Here is a 17339-nt window from a genome sequence, read left to right as displayed (position 1 = left end):
ATGACCCCTTTTAAAAAAGTACTACTTTTTTGCCACCGCTGGCTCGGATTTATTTCAGGGCTTGTGGTGTTTATTGTGAGTATAACGGGCTGTATTTTCTGCTTTCAGGACGAGATCCAGGATGCTTTTTACGGGTACCGTACCGTACAAAATACCGGTAAACCATACGTACAGCCATCGCAGCTGATAAGCGAGGTTAAAAAGGCATACCCCAAGGCAAGCCCCGATTTTATTTATTATTACGGGGCAAAAAGGCCGGCAGGTGTGTTGGCCAACATGGGTAAAGATGGTTTTGAATACGTTTTTTTAAACCCATACACCGGTAAGATCACCTACCACGAAAAGCCGCAAACTAACTTTTTTATCATCGTAGAATACATACATCTTTACCTGCTACTGCCGCCGGCCATTGGCAAATGGATAGTAGGCGTATCGGTTATTATTTTTATGCTGATCATGGTTACCGGGCTTATACTTTGGTGGCCCAAACGCAAAAGCGACCGCAAACGCAGCTTCACCATTAAGTGGGGCGGCCGCTGGCGCAGGGTTAATTATGATCTGCATAACGTGCTTGGCTTTTACGCCACATCCATCGCGCTTATACTGTCTATAACCGGCCTGGCAATAGCGTTTCAACCTGTAAGCAAGGCCATTTACAACACGGCAAACGTTGGCCGGGGTATTACTTATGAAGATGAAGTAACCGAACCTAAATCAGATTCGCTTAAAAAAGCCGGGGTTGCAAAATTGCCGGTTATAGATATCGCGTTCGCGCATGCCAGGCAGCAATCGCCACAGGCCCAAATGTTTTTGATCCATAATGATCCGGCTTTGTCGGGTGCTATAGGGGTGGGTGCTTATGCAAAATCTATGCATTATTCCAACGCAAATGGTTACGAATTTGATAAGTATAACGGTAAGCTTTTAAAAACCTACGCATACGATAAAAAAAGCCCTGGCCTAAAACTTAACGAGATGAACTACGACATCCACGTAGGGCAGATAGGTGGCATCACAACCAAGATCATCGCGTTTTTAGCAAGCTTAATTTGCGCCAGCTTACCGGTAACCGGGTTTATCATCTGGTTAGGTAAGCGCAAAAAAGCAAAATCAAAAACAGGCAAGGCACGTGGTGCCGTGCATCACAAAACACACAGGAGACAGGTGCAGGCTTTATAATTTTTCACCACAGCACACTAAGAAGGCCCACAAAGGCTACAGAGGTTAATCTTTGTGGCCTTGGTGGGCCTTTGTCATGCTGAGCGATAGCGAAGCATCTAATCGCCGAGATGCATGGTGTACATTAGATCCTTCGCTATCGCTCAGGATGACAAAATAAGTACGGCTATCTGTACTCCACCTCCACATCATCCGTCAACGCGTGCCCGGTGCAGGTGAGGATCCAGCCTTGGGCTATGTCTTCATCTGTCAGTACTTCGTTCTTCGCCATTTCTACCTTTCCCGTTTTGCAGAAGGCAACACAGGCCGAACAGATCCCGCTACGGCAACTATACGGCAGTTTTATCTTGTTTTGTAACGCAGCCTGTAGTATAGATTGGTTTTCGCCTGCTACCAGGTTGTGCACTTCGCCTTCAAAGTTTATGCGGATACTTTTGGGCGGATAATTTGTTTGGCTGCCGGTAACCGGCACGGTTTCCAATACAAAGTTTTCCTTGTGGATACTTGTGGCTTCAATACCCATGTACATCAGCGTTAGCTTTATCATGCGCATATAAGTGAACGGCCCGCAGATGTAAAAATCAGCTTTGGGTTTATCGAAAGTTAGCTGTTCGTTCACCAATTGCTCTACACGGATGTTGGTTAGGCGGTTGGCTTCGCTGCTAAGTAAATACATAACAGTAAACCTTTCGGGGTAGCTTGTCAGTAACTCGTTCAGTTGGTTATTAAACAAAACGGTTTGTTTGCTTTGGCTGCTATAAATTAGATGTAGTTTGCTTTTGCCGGGGCGATTAAGCACATATTTAATTTGCGAGAATATTGGAGTGATACCACTCCCTGCCGCGAAAAATACCAGGTCTTTATTGGCTTCATATTCTTTAACGGTGAATACGCCGGCAGGTTCAGCAACATTAAGCACATCGCCCACCTTAACTTTAGTAAGCAGGAAGCGAGAGATCTCGCCATTTGTAATGCGCTTTACGGTGATGGCAAGCCTATCATCATCCGGCGATGAACTTAACGAATATGAGCGCCTTACTTCCTGGTTATGATGATCAAATACCAGCGTTATAAATTGCCCGGCTTTATATACGGGCTTATAACCAACAGCCTTCACCAAATAAAATGTGGCTGTATCGGGTAGTTCCCATTTTATTCCATCAACACGTAATTGAAGTAAACCCGCCATTTATAAATTATTCTTTTTTGTTGCCATCGCCTTGCGCAGCACACTGTTCTTTTTGCCGTAGGTAAAATAAATTACCAAACCTATGCCCAACCAAAGTATCAGCCGCAACCAGGTATCTCCGGGTAAAAACGTCATCATGGCAAAACAGGTTAAAATACCCAATATTGGCACCAAAGGCATAAACGGCGTTTTAAACGGGCGGTGTATGTTTGGTTGTTGCTTACGCAATATAAGCACTCCGGCGCATACCATTACAAAAGCAAGTAAAGTGCCAATGCTGGTCATTTCGCCCACCACGCGGATGGGCACAAAGGCCGCGAATAAAGATATGAACCCGCAAAGCAGCATATTTGATTTCCACGGGGTGCGAAATTTATGATGAATCTCAGAAAATACCTTTGGCAGCAAACCATCTTTAGACATAGAGAAGAACACGCGTGACTGGCCTAACAAGTCAACCAATATCACCGAAGTATAACCGATCAGTATCGCCAGTACAATGGCTTTGCTTAACCACTGGTAATGCGTTTTTTCGATAGCGATGGCAACCGGCGCGCCCGAGCCGATGAACTCTTTATAATTAGCCATCCCCGTCATTACATGGGCGAAGATCACAAACAGGATAGTACACACTATTAACGAGCCGATGATACCGATAGGCATATTGCGCTGCGGATTCTTAGCCTCTTGCGCGGCGGTAGATACGGCATCAAAGCCGATAAATACAAAGAACACAAGCCCGGCACCTCTAAGTATGCCCGACCAGCCATAATCACCCCAAACGCCCGTATTTTGCGGGATGTAAGGATGATAGTTTGCCGGGTTGATGAATGACCAACCTACGGCAATAAATACCAACACCACGCCAACCTTTAAACTTACAATAATGGCATTGATAAGTGCCGACCCCTTTGTACCGCGGATGATGATACTGGTTACCAATACCACAATTAATGCCGCTGGCAGGTTAATAATACCACGCACCACATCGCCATTGGCGGCTTTAGATGTTTCAAACGGCGACAGGATAAGCTGCGGGGGCAGGTACAGATCAAACCACGATAAAAACTTAGTTAAATACTGCGACCAACTGATAGCTACCGTAGCCGCGCCAACTGCGTACTCCAGCATCAAATCCCAGCCGATGATCCATGCAAACAGCTCGCCCATGGTGGCATAAGAATAAGTATAGGCGCTACCTGCAACGGGTATCATCGCCGAAAACTCCGCATAACACAATGCCGCGAACGTACAGCCCAAAGCAGCAATTAAAAACGAGATAGTAACAGCCGGGCCCGAATGCTGGCCTGCGGCGATGCCTGTTAACGAGAACAAGCCCGCGCCAATAATAATACCTATCCCGATGAGGGTAAGGTTAACCGGGCCAAGCGAACGTTTAAGTGAATTTTCTCCTACTTCTTCAGATTCTTTCAGTAGAAGTTCGATGGGTTTTTTGATCATGTTTAAATAAAGTCCACAAAATTAGTGGATTATTATTTAAACACTAATTAATAGTGGTGTAAGTATAAAAGGTGAGGTGATTATGACTATCGCATAATTTACTCACCTTGACAACGCTACGCTGGTCGACCCTCTCTTCGCTGCGCGGAAAGAGGGTTTAGCTTCATTATTTTCTCACCTTTTGCGAAGCAGATAGGCGCGCGCACGTAGTACAGCAGGATGAGTAAATCTGCGGCTACGAAACTTTGATAACCAACTTGCCAAACTGCTTTGCCGCGCCCATTTTATCGAATGCCTTTTTGGCATCCGCAAACGGGAACACCTCATCAACCACCGGGACTATTTTATGTTCGTTCATCAAAGCAAGCATGGCTTTAAAATCTTCCTGGGTGCCCATGGTGGTTCCTAAGATCTGCAGCTGTTTCCAAAAAATGGGGCGGGCATTTAGTTCGGGGATGTCACCTGCCGTACCACCGAAGAATACGATACGGCCACCGGGGTTACACAAATCCGGGATCTTGTTAAAATCGGGGCCGAGGGCGCTATCCACCACAATGTCAAAACCACCACCGCTAAAGTGCTTTAGCTCCTGCGCCCAATCCTGAGCCTTATAGTTTACCCCGGCGGATGCGCCAAGTTGTTTGGCTTGCTCAATTTTCTCGCCCGTGCCCGATGTTACAAAGACTTGCGCGCCTGCGACTAAGGCAAACTGCAAGGTAAATGACCCAGTACCTGCGCCCACCCCCACAACCAATACCTTATCGCCTTGTTTGATATGTGCTTTGGTGAATAACGCGCGGTAAGCAGTTAGCCCCGCCAAAGGCAAAGCCGCAGCCTGTTCAAATGTTAAATGCGCGGGTTTTGGGTAAAGATATTCTGCTTTTACCAATACGTATTCGGCGAGGGTGCCATCTTCGGGCAGGCCCAATATTTTAAATTCTTTCGATTGAAATTCCGGGTGCTCGCCCCAATTATGGGATGGGTTAATGACCACTTCTTTACCCAGCCACTCGCTTGTACCCTCGCCTGCTTCGGCAACAATGCCGGCACCGTCCGCACCTAATATGGTTGGGTATTTGATACCGGCGTATTTGCCTTGCGTAATCCACCAGTCGCGGCGGTTTAAGGCGGCGGCTTTTATTTGCACCAATACTTCGCCCGGGCCGGGTGTGGGTTTGGCAACATCTTTTATAACCAATGGGTTTTCTGCGGATTCGAGGACAATGGCTTTCATGGTGGTAATAGTTGATTGTAAAAATAAAAAAGCGGCAGAATTGTTTCCAATCTGCCGCTTTTAAATATAAAAGGCTTGCGCTAGTTAAGCGATAGCTTTTGTATATAATTCTGAAACGTGGTTCCAGTTAATTACATTCCAGATAGCGGTTAAGTATGCCGGGCGCAGGTTTTGGTACTTTAAGTAGTACGCGTGCTCCCAAACATCGATACCTAAAATTGGGGTGCCTTTTACTTCGGCTACATCCATTAAAGGGTTATCCTGGTTAGGGGTTGATGTAACAGCCAGTTTTTTATCGGCAGTAACAATAAGCCATGCCCAGCCAGATCCGAAACGGGTTGCACCGGCTTCGTTCACTTTGGTTTTAAAATCAGCAACCGAACCGAAAGTGCTTTTAATAGCATCGGCCAAGGCACCTGTAGGCTCGCCGCCACCGCTTGGAGAAAGCAATGTCCAGAACATGGTGTGGTTATAGTGGCCGCCACCGTTGTTACGTACTGCAGGTGCAAATTTTGATATATTTTTGATGATGTCTTCAATTTTACCATCAGCCTCCGGTTTACCTTCTAAAGCTTTGTTTAAGTTGGTAACATAAGCCTGGTGGTGCTTGCCATGGTGAATTTCCATAGTAGCTTTATCAATGTGTGGTTCCAGAGCATCGGTAGCGTAGGGTAACGCCGGTAGTGTAAATGCCATAATATTAAAAATTTAAAGGTTAAACGTTTTCGTGATGGAACAAATATAAGGGTTGAGGTATGTTTTTGTTCTATATCAATGTCAAGTTTTTGTTAAGAGCAATTGGTTTATGGTTGATAGTTCATGGCATCTCCCTACTATAAACTATCAACCATAGGCTATTATCTACTTCCTCTTCCCTTTAAAAAAATCCTTCACTAACTGCGAGCACTCATTTTCGTGGATGCCGCCGGTGATGAGGGTTTTGGGGTGGGTGATGCTTTGGTTAAGCCTGCCGAAGCCGCGCTGAACATCATAAGCGCCAAAAACTATCCGGCCCACCTGGAACCAGTAGCTCGCGCCGGCGCACATTACGCAGGGCTCCATGGTAACATACAGCGTGCACTCGGGCAGGTATTTGCCACCCATAGAATTTACCGCCGCGGTAAGGGCCTGCATTTCTGCATGGGCGGTTACATCGTTAAGGCGCTCGGTAAGGTTATGGCCGCGGCCGATAATCTGCCCTTTGCAAACCACAATGGCACCAATAGGGATCTCATCTTCCTGCAAGGCCTGGCGGGCCTCCTTCAGGGCCTCGTTCATAAAAAAATCATCGGGAGAGATGGCGGGCTGCTCATCTCCAAATGTTACGTATCGCATCAGGTAGTTTGGTCAAATGTGTTTCTTAGATGTTTGTCGGTTACCTTAAACAGTATAATGGCGGTAGCGAAAGCGCTTGCCAGCATTAAAATGATTTTAGTAAGGGTACGCGCTTCGGGGCTTATCGGTATAAGCATAAATAAACTTGTAATGATTATGCCCGTTATCACCAATACCCACCCGCATTTTATCATAAGCGCGGTAGAGTAACGGTTACCTTCGTCCCAGTTTTGCTGGTTTTTCATGGATAGCGTGGTACGGTAACCATAAAGACTGTTGATCTCTTTGGGCGGGAAACGTTTTTGTATCAGCCCCGCCAGGAGGAATATAACACCTATCAGGTGCGGGCCTACTATCCAGTTTGCAAATATCATATCAGTTTACTGCCGTTGGGTACCCGTTTGTCAATTGCGGTGAGTACAATGTCGCCGTTCTCGTCGGCAAGGCCGGTAACCAAAAACTCCGACATAAAGTTGGCGATCTGTTTCCTTGGGAAATTTACCACACCCATGATCTGTTTGCCGGGAAGTTCTTCCTTAGTATAATGCCTGGTGATCTGAGCGCTGCTTTGTTTTATCCCCAGCGGGCCAAAATCCACTTTAAGCTTGTAAGCAGGCTTCCTCGCCTCCGGGAAATCGGCCACTTCCAGTATGGTACCGGCACGCAGTTCTACCTTTTCAAAATCGTTCCAGGTTATGGTTTCCATAATAACAAAGGTATTTAAAAAAATTGCCATGTTATTTATCCATCGCGTTATTGCTTCGTACCGTAAAGACGTGCTAAGATCAATTCGCGTTAGGGATTGCAGCGGATACCGGCCATGTGCCTAAGGCCTGCAGGCGTATGAGCGGAAAGCCCGGGCCGCAGGCAACGCCCAAAAGAAACCTCTCCCCCCGCCCTCTCCGAAGGAGAGGGCTAAATGCGCTGTATTTTTAAGCCCTCTCCTTCGGAGAGGGTTTGGGTGAGGCTATCTTCGGAGAGGGTTTGGGTGAGGCGTCCTATCCTTTCAACTTCTTCACCGTTTCCGTTAAATGCGCCAGGTGGTGGTTACCATGCCATGCATACAAAGCCAGGTTCTTTTTCAAAGGTGTTACACTGCCACTCTCGGGGTGTACGAAAGTGCGGCTCCACTGGTCCTCGGTAAAAGATTCGAACAGGGCTATCATGTGCTGGTGGATGCCGTCGAGCATTTTTAGCGATGGCTCCACCGGCAGGCGGTAATCTGCCTGGATGGCCCAACCGGCTTCGTCATATGGTTTTATGGTGGGGTTATCCTCGGTAAGGGCCAGCTTAAAACGGCAAAGCGAGTTCATGTGGCTATCGGCCAGGTGGTGCACAACCTGGCGCAGCGTCCACCCGCCGGTGCGGTACTGGGTGTCTAACTGCTCATAAGTAAGGCCTAAAATAGCCTCGCGGATGCGGCCCGCCAAAGTGGCAATATCGTGGGTCCATTGGCGCATGTCCTGCTCGGTATAAGATACGGGCGGCACAAATTTGCCTATGGGGTAACGCATTTCTTCGTCTGTAAGCATGTGTTTGATGGATATGTTATAAATTTTGTGGTTGAACAAGTAATTGGCCTAAATTAGCGTTTTACAGTTATTTCGCCTTACGATGCTCAAAAAATTACTGCTAATAGTACTGCTCTTAAAATGCGCGGCAGGCTTTGCCGAAACCATCCGCACCGATGTTTTGGTGGTGTGCGGCGGGGCAAGCGGTGTGGCGGCGGCCATACAAAGCGCGCGCAGCAACGTAAAAACCATGCTGATTGAACAAGGCGCCCGGCTTGGCGGCAGCATGACCAGCGGCGGCATGTGCACACTGCAAGGCAACCGCAATTTAGCATCCGGCATTTATGCCGAATTTAGGGAACACATCCGCCAATTTTACAAACTGCGCCCTGGTTACGATACCACCCGCAACGCGCCGCTTGTTTTTGAACCGGCCACTGGCGCGGCCATCCTCAAAAAAATGACCGATACGGTGAAGAACCTCACCGTAAAAATGAATGCCCCTTTTAACGCTCTTAAAAAGGACGGCACGGGCTGGATAGTTACCGCGACCATCAACGGCAGGCCCGTTACCATTAAAGCCAAATTGGTTGTAGATGCTACCGAACCTGGCGATGTGGTTAGGGCAGCGGGCTTAAAGAGTGGCGAGACGCAAAGGGTTTTGAATGATATGTACACGCCTTACCCGCCCGAAGCAAGCGTTTCGCAACTGTACCGAACCAGCATTGCCGTGGGCGATGCCTTGCCCGGAAAGAAATCCCCGCTCTTGGCAGCCTACTGCATCCCGCTGGGGGCTGTGGTGGTTAAAGACCAGGAGAACCTGCTGATCACCGGAGAGGCCGTGGGCCTTACCGATCCCGCCGTGCAGATGGCGCTTGGGCAGGGCGTTGGTGCTACCGCCGCCTATTGCGTGTTTTTTAACACCACTACCAAAAACCTGCGCCCGCGAGTTATACAGGGCGAGATATTGGACCATAAAGGGATGCTGGTGCCCTTTGCCGACATTAAAACTACCGACCGCGACTACCGCGCCATACAACAGGTTGGCGCAACGGGCCTGCTGCAAGGCATCCAAAAGGTTAACGGCAACAGCGCGCAGGTTTTGTTTGTGCCCGATACACTGGTGCGTACCGCCGAGATAAAGCTCTTTTTGAACGAGATCTATTCCCGCTCGTTCCTGTGGTTTAACAGGGAACAGCCGGGCGAGCTATTCACCATAGCCAACCTGCTCAGCTACATAAGCGAGATGACCCTACGCGACCCCGAAAACCTGCAGGAGGGCTTCCAAAAAACATGGAAAAACTACTACCATTTCCCTACCGACTTTAACCCCAACCGCCCTATAACCCGCCGCGAATTCGCCGTACTGGCCAACCGCTTCCTAAACCCCTTTGCCCGTAAAATTGATATAAGCGGCAGGCTGGTGAATTAAATTATTTTTAGAAAAGTATGGTTGTGGTGCTTTTGTACTCGATAGCCCCTCCGTTAGCAAACGGATTATACGTTGCTATCTGGTTTAGCGAGGAAGTCACGAACTAATACTACCATAATAGGGTTACTTAATTATTCGGAGATTTAGTTCTTGAATTTCTAAAATACCGTCCAATTTAAAATGTCTTGTCGCGTCTCTGAAATGGCAGTAAGCTTTTAAATAATAAATCATATCGCCTCCAATATCTAAAATATTATCCCCTAAAATCAGTTCATAGTCGCTTACTGTCCTAACCGTTATATTATCCCATTTATCTTTGTATTTTAAAGTTAAATAGTTTTTCTTTTTTCTTTCAATTGCCTTTTTAATTAATTCAAAATTACTTTTAATCAATTTCAACACCTTACTACCTTTCTTTTTTCTTAAAGTATAAAAAGGCGCATGTGCTAAGTACAGCAAGTCTATTTTCTTAATGGAAGATATTTCATTTAGATTAAAGGAGTGTTCTTGTTGTGAAATATAATTGAACCCAGAAACAAAATATGTCCCACTGCGATTAGATAATTGTGTGGGTTTATATAGGATACCGTTTAGGTTTAAAAAGGTTTTATTGGATATACTTTCTACCATCCGAGCTATTAACTTATCGTTTACTTCAGGTAAAATTATTAAAGCATCTTGAGGCATTAGCAATTCCGACCACTTTTCAGCTATAGCGTCAAACCATTTACACTTAACTAAATTTTGAGGGTAAATTTTTTTATGTTTTTTAGTCGTTGTACCTTTCTCAATTTTTTTGACATCAAAAGGTTTGATATCCGTGACTAACATAATCGGACTTATAAAACTTAATAATGCATTGGTTGAATTTATTTTTTTCAATGCACCTGACTGATTAGTTTCCGCTTGTAAAAAACTTCTACGCTTTCCTAATTCAATTCCCAGGGTTTTAAGCGCTACATGGTTTCCGATACTTATTTCATTTGATTCAGTGGACCCTGCTTCTATGAGTTTTAAGTCCGACTCAATAAAATTATCTTCTTTAAATTTATTTTGTTTAGTAGAATACCATAAACATGTATATTTATTTTGATACGCTGATTCAGACAAAAACGGCTCATGATCTGTTACTTCTATAATAACCATCATAGGGGGTAACATTAAATGTTCTCCACTTATAACGATATCGGCAGTTGTAGCAATAAAAGGATGTGTACTAAACGACACAACATTTCCAATAGAAAATTTGGGCATAAGGTTAGATTAAATTAACCAAATATAATATCTTTGGATGGGACTTCGGATAAAGGATATTGTTTGCAACTGGAATTGACCAATCTGTAATTTTTATGGAGCACTATATGCAGGTTAGCGCATATGGGATGTAGATTGTCATAACCGAACTTATAAGCCGGCTGCGGGTTAATCACCTGCCGTTGATTATAAATATAAGGTACAAAGCAAATGAGCATGCTCACGAGTTGAATACCTAAGGTTAGACGGTTCACAAATATAGTTATTATGTTTAATACCCTTAGCATCGATTTCATTGTTGTTACAGTGTTATTTACTTGATAGATTATATTATTGGATTTTTTGGCGTGACTCAAGAAATTGGGTAACGGTCAGCTTGTAAAGTGTATGCGACTAAAAATCTGATACGCCAGTTAATCCGAAGTCCTTATTTAAATGAAATTCAAGAACAAATCAACTTGGCTAAAAAATCGTGGTTACTTACACCTGACTAAGCAGATAGACGTAAATGCTGAAAGAGGCGAAATTTTAGGAAAAGTTAATAACCCAGAGTTTGTTTTTAAACATTGCTTTTTCCCCTTAATTCATACTGAAATCGTTGAAAGACGTTATAAGCGCATTGATAAAGCTCAGTCAGAACGAGCGCATTCTTTTAAAGGCAAAAGCAATTCTAAGAAACGACCTTTACACTATGCCACACATATCGATTCTATGATTTTTGGCTATTACGGTGAAATCCTTCAAGATAAATATCTAAAAGTTCTGTCGGATAAAATTGGATTAGCCGACTGTGTAACTGCATACAGACGTGTTGAAGATCCCAGCAAAAAAGGGAAATATAAAAGTACGATACATTTTGCTCATGAAGTTTTTGAAGAAATTAATAAAAGATCAATCAATAACTGTTGTGTTTTAAAGTTTGACATAGAGAAATTCTTTAGCAGCATGGATCATAGTATCCTAAAAAAAGCTTGGAAAAATTTGATGAGTGTTGACACGTTGTCACCTGATCATTACAATGTGTTTAAGGCGGCAACTCGGTTTTCGTTTATACTAAAAAATGATTTACGAATAAATCCGAGCAAACGTGGTAAAAAGAGTGGATTTGATGAAAAAAGACTGGCAGAAATTAGGCAAAATAATATTTCCGCATTTTTTGAAAATCCAAAGGAGTTAAGAAATGAAATAAAAGTCGGCAGGTTAAAAGTTTATAAAAATCAATTTAGAAATAATTTGGATCAAACGATTGGCATTCCTCAGGGATTACCGATAAGTGCAACTTTAGCAAATCTGTATTTGTTAAAATTTGATGAAAATATTTTTGATGAAGTGGTTATCAAGTCAAATGGCTTCTATAGAAGGTATTCCGATGATATAATAGTAATCTGTGATTACACTCAAAAAGAAGAAATAAAAAACTTCGTTATACAAACCATTTTAGATAGCGCTGTGACAATTAGTAGTGAAAAAACGGAAGAGTTTAGGTATTCAAGGAATTACAGGCGAATGGTTCTTCACGAACAACCGGGAGTTTAGTACAAAATGGTGAACTCAAGAAAGACATACCTCTGACGTATCTTGGCTTTGAATATTATGGCTATAAAACTTTAATTAAATCCGCAAATTTAGCAAAGTTTTATAGACGAATGATTTTTGCTGTTAAAAGTAGAACTCGGAGAGCAGTACTTTCAGAAAACAAACGGCCTGAATTAAACGATGCCTTGTTTAAACGTAGATTGTATCGACTTTACACCAATGTCAACCTGGATAAAAAGTCAACAGAAAGAAGATTTAAAAAGCTGCAACCAAATAGATTTGGCAAATACGTATATGTATCAGAACTTAAGCCACAAAAATTTAAAAGTAACTATTTTAGTTACGGTAAACGTGCAGCCAAGATAATGAATGAACCCATGTTATTAAATCAAGTAAAACGCCATAGAACAATCTTTCAACAGGCTGTAAGTAAATACCAACTACGATGTAGAGATCGGTTAAGCAACAGATAGAGCAGTACAGCGGCTGTATACACACCCCTAACCCCTCTCAAGAGGGGAACTGCTGCTTATAAATTTTATGCAATCCCGTGGTGGCAGCATATTGACACCATGGTGATTTTATTAATTTGTTGATAATTAGGCTATTACAAAAAACCTGCGGCGTTCACGGCCGTGAACGTGAACATTTGGGATGAAAAATGCCTTTTTATCTAAACAAGAAAGCCTCCGCATTGCGGAGGCTTTCTTGTTATTTGTTTTGCAGTTTACTTGCTGCCGGTTCATCCATAAACCATTGGAGGTCGGTGCCTGTTATGAGTTGGGCGGGGTACTCCTGTATGTCTTTTGGGTCTTCGAGGATATGTTTTACGGCCTCTGCCTTGCCTGCGCCATACACCAGGAACGCGGTATGATGCGCGTTATTGATCAGTGGGGCGGTAAAGGTAATGCGGTTCATTTTTACCTCGTCGATATATAAGGCTTGCACCGATGCGCTTTCCTCTGTCAATACAGCAGTATGCGGGAACAACGATGCCGTGTGCGAGTTATCGCCAAGGCCTAATATGATCAAATCGAAACTCGCGTTTTCGCCGTCAAAAAAACCAATGAGGTGGCGGGTATAATCCTTGGCGGCTTCTTCGGCACCCAGTGCAGTTTGCACCGCGTAAACATGCGAGGGATCTATCCCCAACGGGTCAAACAAGGTTTGCTTGGCCATCAGGTAATTGCTTTGCGAATCGGTTAAGGGTACATCGCGCTCATCGCCAAAAAAGAAAAATACCTTATCCCACTCAATTTTATCGCGGTACTCGCTTACCAACAACTCGTGCAGTTTCTTTGGCGAACTGCCGCCGCTAAGCGCTACACTAAAGCGGTCGTTAGCCTCAATGGCGTGTTTGGCTGTATCGGCGAAGTATTTGGCTAAAGAAGCCAGTACTTCGGTATCCGTTTTAAATATATTCAGCTTCATATTTTAATTTGAAGATTAGGTAATTTGAAGATTTGAAAATGTACCGATCTAATCTTCAAATTAGCGCATTTTCAAATCTTCAAATTAAAATTATTTGTTGCCATTTACCGGCAGGGTGAACCAGTTGTAACCGTCGCGGGCAATCAGTGCCTCGGCAGATTCAGGGCCCCATGAGTCGGCACTATAATTAGGGAAATTAAGGCTCTTTTTGTTTTGCCAGGTGTTTAGTATCGGCATCACCAGTTCCCATGCAGCTTCTACCTGATCGCCACGCATAAACAGGGTTTGGTCGCCCAGCATGGTATCCAGTATCAAAGTCTCATAAGCCTCCGGTGCCTGGTTGGTGTAGGTGCCTTTGTAATCGAACACCATATCAACGGCGTTCAGCACCATATCTATACCGGGGCGTTTGGCCTGTACCTGTAAACGGATACTCATCTCCGGCTGGATACTAATGATCAGCCGGTTTTGCTGCCAGCTTTCGGTAGCCTCGGCAGGGAATACCAAGTGGGGCACATCCTTAAACTGTATGGTAATAACCGACGACGATTGGTGCATGCGTTTACCTGTACGCAGGTAAAACGGCACACCCTGCCAACGCCAGTTATCCACGAAAAACTTGATAGCGGCAAAAGTTTCGGTATTACTTTGCGGGTCTACTTTACCTTCCTCGCGATAGCCGGGCACTTCCTGGCCTTTCATCCATCCGCTGCCGTACTGGCCCCTAACGGCCGAGTTACGTACGTCCTCAGGAGTAAACTTGCGCATTGATTTTAGCACATCAACCTTACGGTCGCGCACTTCATCCGCGTTAAAACTTACCGGCGGTTCCATCGCTATTGTACAAAGTAATTGCAGCAAGTGGTTCTGGATCATATCGCGCATAGCGCCCGAGCCATCGTAGTAATCGCCACGCTCTTCCACGCCTAACTGCTCGGTAACCGAGATCTGTACGTGTTCGATATAATTACGGTTCCACAACGGCTCCATAATGGAGTTGGCAAAGCGGAAGGCCATAATATTTTGTACAGTTTCTTTACCCAGGTAATGATCTATACGGTAGATCTGGCACTCATCAAAAATACCTTTCAGCAATTCGTTAAGCTCTTTGGCAGTTTCTAAATCGTGACCAAATGGTTTCTCAATGATGATCCTTACCTTATTTTTATCTTCAGCTAATTTGGCTTTAGAAATATTCGAGGCAATTATAGGGAAGAAGTTTGGTGCTACGGCAAGGTAGAACAATACGTTCGCGGTGGTTTTCCACTCGGCGTTGTGCGCGTCTATCCGTTTACCAAATTCTTTGTAGGTTTCGGCGTCGGTAGCATCAGATACCTGGTAATAAATGCTTTTTTCAAACTCTTCCCATTTCTTGGCGTCGGCTTTACCGCTGCGCGAGAATTGGTCAATGTCGGCATGCAAATTTTTTCTAAACTGCTCGTCAGTTAGTTTTGTACGGCCCGTACCAATGATAGAGAACTGCTTTGGCAACCATCCATCTAAAAAAAGGTTGTAAAGCGCCGGCGCAATTTTGCGGGAATTTAAATCGCCCGTACCACCAAATATGATAAATATGGTTGGTTCCGGTTTTGTGCTATTGTTACTCATTTTAGTATGTTCTAAGTTTTATCTGTATCAAGTAGTTAGTATCAGGTATCAAGATGTGCGTCGGCAATAATATGCTTCCAAGTCGTGATACTAGATACTATATACTTTATACTAACTGCTCTGTGCCCACTGCGTGTGGAAAGTACCTTCTTTGCCAATCAGTTCGTAAGTGTGCGCGCCAAAGTAATCGCGTTGTGCCTGGGTTAAGTTTGATGGCATACGCTCGTTACGGAAGTTGTCAAAATACTCTAACGATGCCGCATAAGCCGGTATGGCAATACCCGCGTTAACCGCAGATGATATCACCTTACGGATGCCCGGAAGTGTACCCTTAACTATTTCGGCTACATCGCTATCTAATAGTAGGTGCTCCAGGTTTTTATCCTTACCGTACGCGCCGTAAATGTTTTCCAGGAATTTAGAACGGATGATACATCCACCCCTCCAGATCTTGGCGATCTCGTCAAGTTTCAATTCGTATTTGTACTCGGCAGATGCAAGCGACAGCATGTGCATACCCTGCGAGTAACTGATGATCATGGTGAAGTAGAAGGCTTGTTCTAAAGAAGCTAAAAGCTCATCTACCCCGCCGTCGAAAGTCTGGTTCTCATCTTTGCTGTAGATGTCTGCTGCTTTGGTACGAAGTGCTTTGTATTTAGAAAGATCGCGCATGGCAACAGCGGCATCAACCGTTGGGATAGGTGCCTGCAGGTCCATCGCGCTTTGCGATGTCCATTTACCGGTACCTTTTGCACGGGCTTCATCTTTGATGTCGTCTAACAATAGGTGGTCGGTTCCGGGTGCTTTAAAGGCGAAAATATCCTTTGTAATATCTAAAAGGAACGATTGCAGGCGACCATTATTCCAGTCGGTAAATACCTTACCAATAGCATCGCCATCCATTTTCAAACCTTTTTTCATGATCTCGTAGGTCTCGGCCAATAACTGCATAATACCGTACTCGATACCGTTGTGCACCATCTTCACAAAGTGACCGGACGCACCGGGGCCTATATAAGTTACACATGGCACACCATCAACCTTAGCGGCAATGGCTTCAAATATCGGTTTCATTACAGCGTAGGCGTCTTTATCGCCACCCGGCATCATGCTTGGGCCACGGCGCGCGCCTTCTTCACCACCTGATACACCCATCCCAAAGAAGTGCAGGCCATTAGCCTCCAGTTCCTCAACACGGCGGTTGGTATCGGTAAAGTGCGAGTTACCGCCATCAATTAAAATATCGCCCTTATCTAAAAGTGGAGAAAGTTCTGCAATAACGCTATCTACAGGTTTGCCTGCAGGCACCAGCATCATAATGGCACGCGGCGTGGTAAGGCTTTGTATAAATTCTTTAACGTCTAAAAAACCTTTTACTTGCAGGTCGCCGCCCTCTTTGTTCAGCGAATCTACCTTGGCTACATCTTTATCGTGCCCTGCTACTGCAAAACCATGGTCGGCCATGTTGAGTAATAAGCTACGGCCCATTACACCTAAGCCTATCATGCCAAAGGCATATTTATCTGTTGTTGCGCTCATGTTTTTTGAGGTTTTCTTTCTTTAAATTTTCTAATATTTCTTTTGTTTCTTCAAAGGAGGTATGCTGATGGGCCTCCATGCCCAATTTATCGGCGGCCAGTGCAAACATCTTGCGGTCGTCAAAGTAAACACATTCCTGTGGCGTAGCAAGGGCAATACCCATTGCAAGTTTAAATATGGCTGGGTCCGGCTTCCGGATCTTCACTTCACAGGAAGACACAAACGCGTCAAAAACCTCGTGCAGCTTAAACTTTTTCACACGGTAATCATTCAGTTCCTTGCCCTCGTTGTTAATGGCGATGATCCGGAAACCACAATCTTTTTTCCATTCCTTTAACCATTTTAACATATCAGGCAATTCTTTCGATTGCTTGAACATGAAGTTTTTAAAATCCTCGCGTGTAAAATCGCGCGGATGGTTAAAGATAACGGTGTCCAGGTACTCTTCCAGGTCAACACCAGATGCTTCGTACACATTAAATATAAACGTGTGCAATTCACTCAACTCTTTATAGTCCAGCCCAAATAGCCGGGCGGCCTCCTGCCGGGATTCGTGCCCCCAGCCGTTGGTAAGCAGCACACCGCCAATATCAAAAAACAGGACTTTTACCGATGAAGCTTCCACAATGT

16 protein-coding genes are annotated in these 17339 nt (G+C 44.6%); 3 read left to right on the top strand and 13 right to left on the bottom strand.

The window, feature by feature from the left end; translation table 11 throughout:
* Positions 1 to 1179, top strand: a complete 1179-nt coding sequence (locus ABIB39_RS03735) for a PepSY-associated TM helix domain-containing protein (protein ID WP_354427423.1) — start codon at positions 1 to 3, stop codon at positions 1177 to 1179.
* Between the two features lie 166 nt (positions 1180 to 1345).
* Here the strand turns inward: ABIB39_RS03735 and ABIB39_RS03730 are convergent, their stop codons facing one another.
* The 8 genes from ABIB39_RS03730 to ABIB39_RS03695 form a co-directional block, all read right to left on the bottom strand.
* Positions 1346 to 2368, bottom strand: a complete 1023-nt coding sequence (locus ABIB39_RS03730) for a 2Fe-2S iron-sulfur cluster-binding protein (RefSeq protein WP_354427422.1) — start codon at positions 2366 to 2368, stop codon at positions 1346 to 1348.
* On the bottom strand, positions 2369 to 3829 hold the full coding sequence (locus ABIB39_RS03725; protein ID WP_354427420.1) for an amino acid permease: 1461 nt from the start codon (positions 3827 to 3829) through the stop codon (positions 2369 to 2371).
* 235 nt (positions 3830 to 4064) lie between these two features.
* Positions 4065 to 5063, bottom strand: coding sequence for a zinc-binding dehydrogenase (locus ABIB39_RS03720; RefSeq protein ID WP_354427418.1), 999 nt, complete (start codon positions 5061 to 5063; stop codon positions 4065 to 4067).
* 84 nt (positions 5064 to 5147) lie between these two features.
* On the bottom strand, positions 5148 to 5759 hold the full coding sequence (locus ABIB39_RS03715; protein WP_354427416.1) for a superoxide dismutase: 612 nt from the start codon (positions 5757 to 5759) through the stop codon (positions 5148 to 5150).
* A 165-nt stretch (positions 5760 to 5924) separates the two neighbouring features.
* Entirely contained in the window at positions 5925 to 6398 is a 474-nt protein-coding gene (locus tag ABIB39_RS03710; RefSeq protein WP_354427414.1) for a nucleoside deaminase, read from the bottom strand.
* A complete protein-coding gene (locus ABIB39_RS03705) occupies positions 6398 to 6772 on the bottom strand; it encodes an SdpI family protein (protein ID WP_354427413.1) in 375 nt (124 codons plus the stop codon). The genes ABIB39_RS03710 and ABIB39_RS03705 overlap by 1 nt, the downstream gene beginning before the upstream one ends.
* Positions 6769 to 7104, bottom strand: a complete 336-nt coding sequence (locus ABIB39_RS03700) for a tRNA-binding protein (protein WP_354427411.1) — start codon at positions 7102 to 7104, stop codon at positions 6769 to 6771. The genes ABIB39_RS03705 and ABIB39_RS03700 overlap by 4 nt, the downstream gene beginning before the upstream one ends.
* Before the next feature lie 292 nt (positions 7105 to 7396).
* Complete coding sequence (locus ABIB39_RS03695) at positions 7397 to 7930, bottom strand: YfiT family bacillithiol transferase (RefSeq protein ID WP_354427409.1); 534 nt, start codon at positions 7928 to 7930, stop codon at positions 7397 to 7399.
* Positions 7931 to 8012: 82 nt separating this feature from the next.
* Here ABIB39_RS03695 and ABIB39_RS03690 point away from each other — a divergent pair, with 82 nt between their 5' ends.
* Positions 8013 to 9341, top strand: coding sequence for an FAD-dependent oxidoreductase (locus ABIB39_RS03690; protein ID WP_354427408.1), 1329 nt, complete (start codon positions 8013 to 8015; stop codon positions 9339 to 9341).
* Positions 9342 to 9464: 123 nt separating this feature from the next.
* Here the strand turns inward: ABIB39_RS03690 and ABIB39_RS03685 are convergent, their stop codons facing one another.
* A complete protein-coding gene (locus tag ABIB39_RS03685; RefSeq protein ID WP_354427406.1) occupies positions 9465 to 10595 on the bottom strand; it encodes a WYL domain-containing protein in 1131 nt (376 codons plus the stop codon).
* A 435-nt stretch (positions 10596 to 11030) separates the two neighbouring features.
* Here ABIB39_RS03685 and ABIB39_RS03680 point away from each other — a divergent pair, with 435 nt between their 5' ends.
* Positions 11031 to 12131 (top strand): reverse transcriptase domain-containing protein, encoded by a 1101-nt coding sequence (locus tag ABIB39_RS03680; protein WP_354427405.1) that lies wholly within the window; start codon positions 11031 to 11033, stop codon positions 12129 to 12131.
* Positions 12132 to 12842: 711 nt separating this feature from the next.
* Here ABIB39_RS03680 and pgl read toward each other — a convergent pair.
* From pgl to ABIB39_RS03660, 4 genes are all read right to left on the bottom strand, one after another.
* Complete coding sequence (gene pgl / locus ABIB39_RS03675) at positions 12843 to 13562, bottom strand: 6-phosphogluconolactonase (protein ID WP_354427403.1); 720 nt, start codon at positions 13560 to 13562, stop codon at positions 12843 to 12845.
* Between the two features lie 90 nt (positions 13563 to 13652).
* Entirely contained in the window at positions 13653 to 15170 is a 1518-nt protein-coding gene (zwf, locus tag ABIB39_RS03670) for a glucose-6-phosphate dehydrogenase (protein ID WP_354427401.1), read from the bottom strand.
* Positions 15171 to 15281: 111 nt separating this feature from the next.
* Positions 15282 to 16709 (bottom strand): NADP-dependent phosphogluconate dehydrogenase, encoded by a 1428-nt coding sequence (gene gnd / locus ABIB39_RS03665; protein ID WP_354427400.1) that lies wholly within the window; start codon positions 16707 to 16709, stop codon positions 15282 to 15284.
* A complete protein-coding gene (locus ABIB39_RS03660; protein ID WP_354427398.1) occupies positions 16690 to 17334 on the bottom strand; it encodes an HAD family hydrolase in 645 nt (214 codons plus the stop codon). Before ABIB39_RS03660 ends, gnd begins: the two co-directional genes overlap by 20 nt.
* Positions 17335 to 17339: the final 5 nt, after the last annotated feature.

The organism is Mucilaginibacter sp. UYP27, from assembly GCF_040547175.1.
GTDB lineage: Bacteria > Bacteroidota > Bacteroidia > Sphingobacteriales > Sphingobacteriaceae > Mucilaginibacter.
This window is presented reverse-complemented; position numbering and strand designations above follow the sequence as displayed.

Excerpts from the sequence above, each read along its gene's own strand:
- ABIB39_RS03735 (WP_354427423.1), top strand. The coding sequence starts at position 1 with ATGACCCCTTTTAAAAAAGTACTACTTTTTTGCCACCGCTGGCTCGGA.
- ABIB39_RS03730 (WP_354427422.1), bottom strand. The coding sequence starts at position 2,368 with ATGGCGGGTTTACTTCAATTACGTGTTGATGGAATAAAATGGGAACTA.
- ABIB39_RS03725 (WP_354427420.1), bottom strand. The coding sequence starts at position 3,829 with ATGATCAAAAAACCCATCGAACTTCTACTGAAAGAATCTGAAGAAGTA.
- ABIB39_RS03720 (WP_354427418.1), bottom strand. The coding sequence starts at position 5,063 with ATGAAAGCCATTGTCCTCGAATCCGCAGAAAACCCATTGGTTATAAAA.
- ABIB39_RS03715 (WP_354427416.1), bottom strand. The coding sequence starts at position 5,759 with ATGGCATTTACACTACCGGCGTTACCCTACGCTACCGATGCTCTGGAA.
- ABIB39_RS03710 (WP_354427414.1), bottom strand. The coding sequence starts at position 6,398 with ATGCGATACGTAACATTTGGAGATGAGCAGCCCGCCATCTCTCCCGAT.
- ABIB39_RS03705 (WP_354427413.1), bottom strand. The coding sequence starts at position 6,772 with ATGATATTTGCAAACTGGATAGTAGGCCCGCACCTGATAGGTGTTATA.
- ABIB39_RS03700 (WP_354427411.1), bottom strand. The coding sequence starts at position 7,104 with ATGGAAACCATAACCTGGAACGATTTTGAAAAGGTAGAACTGCGTGCC.
- ABIB39_RS03695 (WP_354427409.1), bottom strand. The coding sequence starts at position 7,930 with ATGCTTACAGACGAAGAAATGCGTTACCCCATAGGCAAATTTGTGCCG.
- ABIB39_RS03690 (WP_354427408.1), top strand. The coding sequence starts at position 8,013 with ATGCTCAAAAAATTACTGCTAATAGTACTGCTCTTAAAATGCGCGGCA.
- ABIB39_RS03685 (WP_354427406.1), bottom strand. The coding sequence starts at position 10,595 with ATGCCCAAATTTTCTATTGGAAATGTTGTGTCGTTTAGTACACATCCT.
- ABIB39_RS03680 (WP_354427405.1), top strand. The coding sequence starts at position 11,031 with ATGAAATTCAAGAACAAATCAACTTGGCTAAAAAATCGTGGTTACTTA.
- pgl (WP_354427403.1), bottom strand. The coding sequence starts at position 13,562 with ATGAAGCTGAATATATTTAAAACGGATACCGAAGTACTGGCTTCTTTA.
- zwf (WP_354427401.1), bottom strand. The coding sequence starts at position 15,170 with ATGAGTAACAATAGCACAAAACCGGAACCAACCATATTTATCATATTT.
- gnd (WP_354427400.1), bottom strand. The coding sequence starts at position 16,709 with ATGAGCGCAACAACAGATAAATATGCCTTTGGCATGATAGGCTTAGGT.